Genomic DNA, 4,401 nt, shown 5'->3' with positions numbered 1-4,401 from the left:
CGATGTCCCTGGCACCGCCGAGAACGATTGACGTCCACGTCACGGAGCCCCGATGAATCCCACACAGCCCGGTTGGTACCCCGACCCGCAGGACCCGGGCGCGCTGCGCTGGTTCGATGGCCAGGCGTGGACGGACAGCCGCGCAACAGCCTCGGCGGGTCCTTCGAGCGGTCAGCCGTGGCAGGGTGGCCAGGCGCCGGCTCGACCCAGGAGCTCCGGCGCGCTCGCCCTGATCATCGTCGCCCTCGTCGTCGGCGCCTTCCTCGTGGTCGGCATCCTGGCGGCGATCGCGATCCCGGTGTTCCTCAACCAGCGGGAGAAGGCCAGCCTCGCCGAGTTCAGCTCCCTGACCTGCCAGCAGGTGGCCAGCAACGCCGTGGCGCTGTCGATGCGGGAGGCCACCTCGGACCAGGTTCCGCTGGTCGGAATGACCGACGCCGTCGTCGTCGAGGATGGGCGGACGTCGCTCAAGGTCCCGGAACCAGGGAGCACCGCGTTCGTCATGTCGTGCCGCGGGACGGGCCAGTGGCAGGACGGGCAGTCGTCCGTCGTGACCGTGGAGGTCCGCGTCGACTCGGACCGTCAGCAGCTGCTGTCTCTCAGCTGGGAGTGACCGAGGACCATCGGCCAGACCTCGTGACGCCACCCACCTCGAACAGCTCGCCGGGGGTGCAGCCGAGCGCGTCGCACACGGCAGTGAGCGTCGTGAACCGGATCGCGCGCGCCCGGCCGTTCTTCAGGACGGAGAGGTTGACGACCGTGATGTCGGTCCGGGCAGCCAGCTCGACGAGGGTCATCCCCCGCTCGTCGAGCAGCCGGCCCAGGTGGCACACCACCCGGTGGTCGTCGGCCGGGACCTCCTCGGACCCGGAGCGCGATGCGTTCACACGAGCCCGTCCATGTCGCGCGCCATCGTCTCGCCCGCGCGGAACGCCGCCGCCACCACGAGGACGAGCGCCGCGACGAGCAGCGGTTCGAGCGACAGTGCGGGGGCCAGGGCGAACGCGCCGGTCCCGGCCAGGCCGGTGCGCTCGAGCACGAGCCGCCCCGCGAGCCGCGGCAGCAGGGGCGCGACGACGCCGACGACCCCGACAGTCCCGGCGACGACAGCGATCCTCCGCGCGTTGCCGCGAGCGAACGGTCGACCCGAGGAGATCGACCGTAGGACGGGCTGCAGCGCGACTGCTCCGACGAGGAGGCCGATGCCGCGGACGAGCCCGTCCCCACGACCGAGAAGCTGCTCGACACGGGTGGAGCCCCACGCGGCGACAGTGACCCGGCCGTCAGAACCCGACGGCCCCACGCCCGTCGGCTGGGCGCCCGCGAGCCAGCCCTCGGGCACGACGACCCCCGGCACCTGCAGCGGGACGTTCCCCCAGCCCGACTGGGGCTCAGCTGCGATGAGCATGACCGGGACCTTGACCCTCGCGGGGGCCTGAGTCATCCCATTGACCGCGTAGGCGGTACCCCACAGCGCGGCAGCGACGCCGAGGAGCAGCAGGAGGGCGGCGAGCCGCGCGACCCAGAGTGCGCTGCGCGCGGTGATCAGTGGGCGAGGTCCAGGTGTCATGGCGTCGAGCATGGGGTATCGAAAGTCGATACGTCAACGCGCGCGGGTTGCGGCGTGGGACGCCTGGATCATCCGGGCGAACCGCCCCCGCCGGAGGTCTCCGTCCGCCACGATCCCTTCACGGCTGTCGCAGGGGGTGCGCAGGTCGAGACGCCGGGCACGCCGCTTTCGGCGGAGCTCGCGCTGCCCGGGCCTGCCTACGCCGCGTGTGGGCACCGGGTCGATCACTGTCGGCTGACGCCATCACGCCGTCTTCGGCGTCCTCTCCGCGATCGCCGCCGCGGCCAGCGCGCCAGGCACCGCGAGGATCAGCAGCGTCGCGAGCCCACCCGCCGTCGGCCAGTCGAGGTACGGGTGCCCGACCGCCCAGAAGACCGAGAGTCGGTTGAGCCAGTCCGGCCAGCCGAACATCGACGTGAACAGCGAGACCAGGTACGAAGCGGCGACGACGACGGCGAGCACGGTCACGGCAATCCCGCGGCGCACCCACGCCACGACGAGGGCTGCCACTCCCCCGAGGGCCGCACCCATCAGGACGCACCCGACGGCAGCCCGGCCGAGCGCCGCGGCGTCGATGGTCCCGCCCACGGCCGTCGCCCCGACCGCGAGCGACGCGAGCGCCACGACCGTCAGGATGACCGTTCCGACGACCAGCGCGAGCAGCCGCTCGAGCACCAGCCGCGACCACGACACCGGTCCCGCCAGGAGCATCTCGACGCGTCCCTGCGCGAGGTCGGCGACCCATCCTGACGCCTGCGCGATGACGTACGCGGCAATCGCCGGCATGACGATGTCGCTGGAGTACGACCAGTACGCCGTCTCCGCACTGACCCCTGGCCCGCCGCCGGTGAGCGCGCCGAAGAAGTCGAAGGCCGCCCACAAGTCCATCACCGCCGGCTGCAGCGACGCCATGAGAGCGGTGAAGACCGCCGCACCGATCGCCCAGACCGCGATCCCCACGCGTCCGCGGCGCAGTGCCGCCGTCCACACCGACCCGAGCATCGCCGTGGGCACGGCCGCCGAGGCCGCCGGGGGTGGCGCCGCACGCGACCAGAGGGGAGCTGCGTAGTCGCGGCGCGCGAACGCCCAGGCTCCGAGCGCGAGGAGGACGAGGGCCATGGCGACGAGTGTGGCGGTCGCGGGCAGGTCGAGACCGTGCCCCGGCACGAGCGCGCGGGACGCGTTCGCGTAGTGGAACGGCGACACGAAGCGGATGCCGTCGAGGGCGCCCAGCCGGTCGCCCATGTTCGTCGCGAGGTAGAGCGCCGTCAGCACCACGCCGCTCGCACCGGCCGCCGTGCGCGCGCTCGCGGTGACCTGGGAGACGGCGAGGCCGAGGCCGAAACCGACCATCCCGACGAGCCCGACCGTTCCCATCGTGACGAGCGACCCGGCCAGGTCCGGCTCACCGGCCACGGCGAGCCCTGCGGCGGTCGCGAGGCCCAGGCCGAGCGAGACGGCCAGGGCCGTCACGGCGAAGCCGATCGCGCGGTCGCGCACGACGGCAGCACGCGAGGCCCCCGCGGCCAGGACCTCCTCGAGCGTGTGGCGCTCCTCGCCGCCGCGGACCGCCCGGGAGCCCTGCACTGCTCCATAGACCGCGAACATGAAGTTGAACAGGATGACGTTGTGGAACGTCAGGTAGCCGCCGAGGGTGTCGAGCCGCTCGGCCGGCCAGCGCAGGACGCGCATCGCCTCGGCGCTCGCGGTCACCGAGGCCGCGAGGGCCGCCCGGCCGCCCGGGAAGTCGTCCATCTCGGCCGAGATGGCGAGCGCCATCCCGAACATCGCGACACCGCCGACCGCCACCCACACGACGGCCGAGACGCGGTTCGTGCGGACGGTGTCGGCGACGAGCGCGAGGCGTCGCCTACCGAGAGGCCGCTGGTGCGAACTCAGTGAGGAACACCTCCTCGAGCGACAGCTCCCGACTGTCCAGCTCGACGACCTGGCCGGCGGACAGCCACGCGAGCAACGGGCCGACGGACCCACGGACGGCGCACGACACGACGTCGCCGGTGATCTCCGCGTCGGAGACTCCCGGGATCCGGGCGAGCTCGGCGACGTCGCGCCGGTCCCGGACGATCGCCTCGACGCGGTGGACGCGGACGGTCCGCAGCTCTTCCATCGAGCCGACCCGGAGCAGGTGACCGGAGCGGATCAGACCGATCCGGTCGCAGATCAGCTCGACCTCGGCCAGCACGTGCGAGGACAGCAGCACCGTCCCGCCCCGAGCGGCCGCCTCCTGGACGAGCACGCGGAACTCCCGCTGCATGAGGGGGTCGAGGCCGAGCGTGGGCTCGTCGAGGAGCAGCAGGGCCGGGTCATGCATGAACGCCTGGACCAGGTGGACCTTCTGCTTGTTGCCGTGCGAGAGCTTCTCGTACCGCGCGCCGAGGTCGAGCTCGAGCCTCTGTGCCAGCGCCTCGATCCGCGCCGGGTCGACGCCGCCGCGCACGCCCGCGAGCAGGCCGATCACGTAGCCCGCGCTCACCCCGGGGAACTGCGGCAGCTCGCCCGGCAGGAAGCCGACCTGGCGCTTGACCGCGAGGCTGTCCCGACGCGAGTCCCGGCCGAGGATCGTCGCGGTGCCGCGGTCCGCGCGGATAAGATCCATCAGGAGGCGGATGGTCGTCGTCTTCCCCGCGCCATTGGGCCCGACGAAGCCGAAGATCTCGCCACGACGGATGGCCAGGTCAAGGTCGAACAGACCGCGGCCCTGCCCATAGTCCTTGGTGAGGCCGGAGCAGACGACTATGGCGTCGTTGTCGAACTGGTCAGCACGACCAAGAGCTCGCTCGCCGTCAGGCAACGCCAGCACCTCCTTCTGT

5 protein-coding genes are annotated in these 4,401 nt (G+C 72.4%); 1 reads left to right on the top strand and 4 read right to left on the bottom strand.

Features of this window, described 5'->3' with window-relative positions; translation table 11 throughout:
- Positions 1 to 52: 52 nt before the first annotated feature.
- Positions 53 to 613 carry a DUF2510 domain-containing protein gene (locus tag VFW79_RS10160; protein WP_329677189.1) on the top strand — a complete coding sequence of 187 codons (561 nt, stop codon included), beginning with the start codon at positions 53 to 55 and terminating at the stop codon, positions 611 to 613.
- Here the strand turns inward: VFW79_RS10160 and VFW79_RS10155 are convergent.
- The 4 genes from VFW79_RS10155 to VFW79_RS10140 all read right to left on the bottom strand — a co-directional run.
- A complete protein-coding gene (locus VFW79_RS10155; RefSeq protein ID WP_329677188.1) occupies positions 600 to 887 on the bottom strand; it encodes a helix-turn-helix transcriptional regulator in 288 nt (95 codons plus the stop codon). The genes VFW79_RS10160 and VFW79_RS10155 overlap by 14 nt on opposite strands.
- A complete protein-coding gene (locus VFW79_RS10150) occupies positions 884 to 1,570 on the bottom strand; it encodes a hypothetical protein (protein WP_329677187.1) in 687 nt (228 codons plus the stop codon). The genes VFW79_RS10155 and VFW79_RS10150 overlap by 4 nt, the downstream gene beginning before the upstream one ends.
- A gap of 243 nt (positions 1,571 to 1,813) precedes the next feature.
- Positions 1,814 to 3,469, bottom strand: a complete 1,656-nt coding sequence (locus tag VFW79_RS10145; RefSeq protein WP_329677190.1) for an ABC transporter permease subunit — start codon at positions 3,467 to 3,469, stop codon at positions 1,814 to 1,816.
- The coding region (locus VFW79_RS10140; RefSeq protein ID WP_329677186.1) for an ABC transporter ATP-binding protein at positions 3,441 to 4,401 on the bottom strand (961 nt) is incomplete at its 5' end. The genes VFW79_RS10145 and VFW79_RS10140, both read right to left, overlap by 29 nt.

The organism is Cellulomonas sp. (assembly GCF_036279715.1).
Classification (GTDB): Bacteria; Actinomycetota; Actinomycetes; order Actinomycetales; family Cellulomonadaceae; genus Cellulomonas_A.
This window is presented reverse-complemented; position numbering and strand designations above follow the sequence as displayed.

Bases quoted from the DNA above. Each gene is read 5' to 3' on its own strand.
- VFW79_RS10160 (WP_329677189.1), top strand. From the start codon at position 53: ATGAATCCCACACAGCCCGGTTGGTACCCCGACCCGCAGGACCCGGGC.
- VFW79_RS10150 (WP_329677187.1), bottom strand. From the start codon at position 1,570: ATGACACCTGGACCTCGCCCACTGATCACCGCGCGCAGCGCACTCTGG.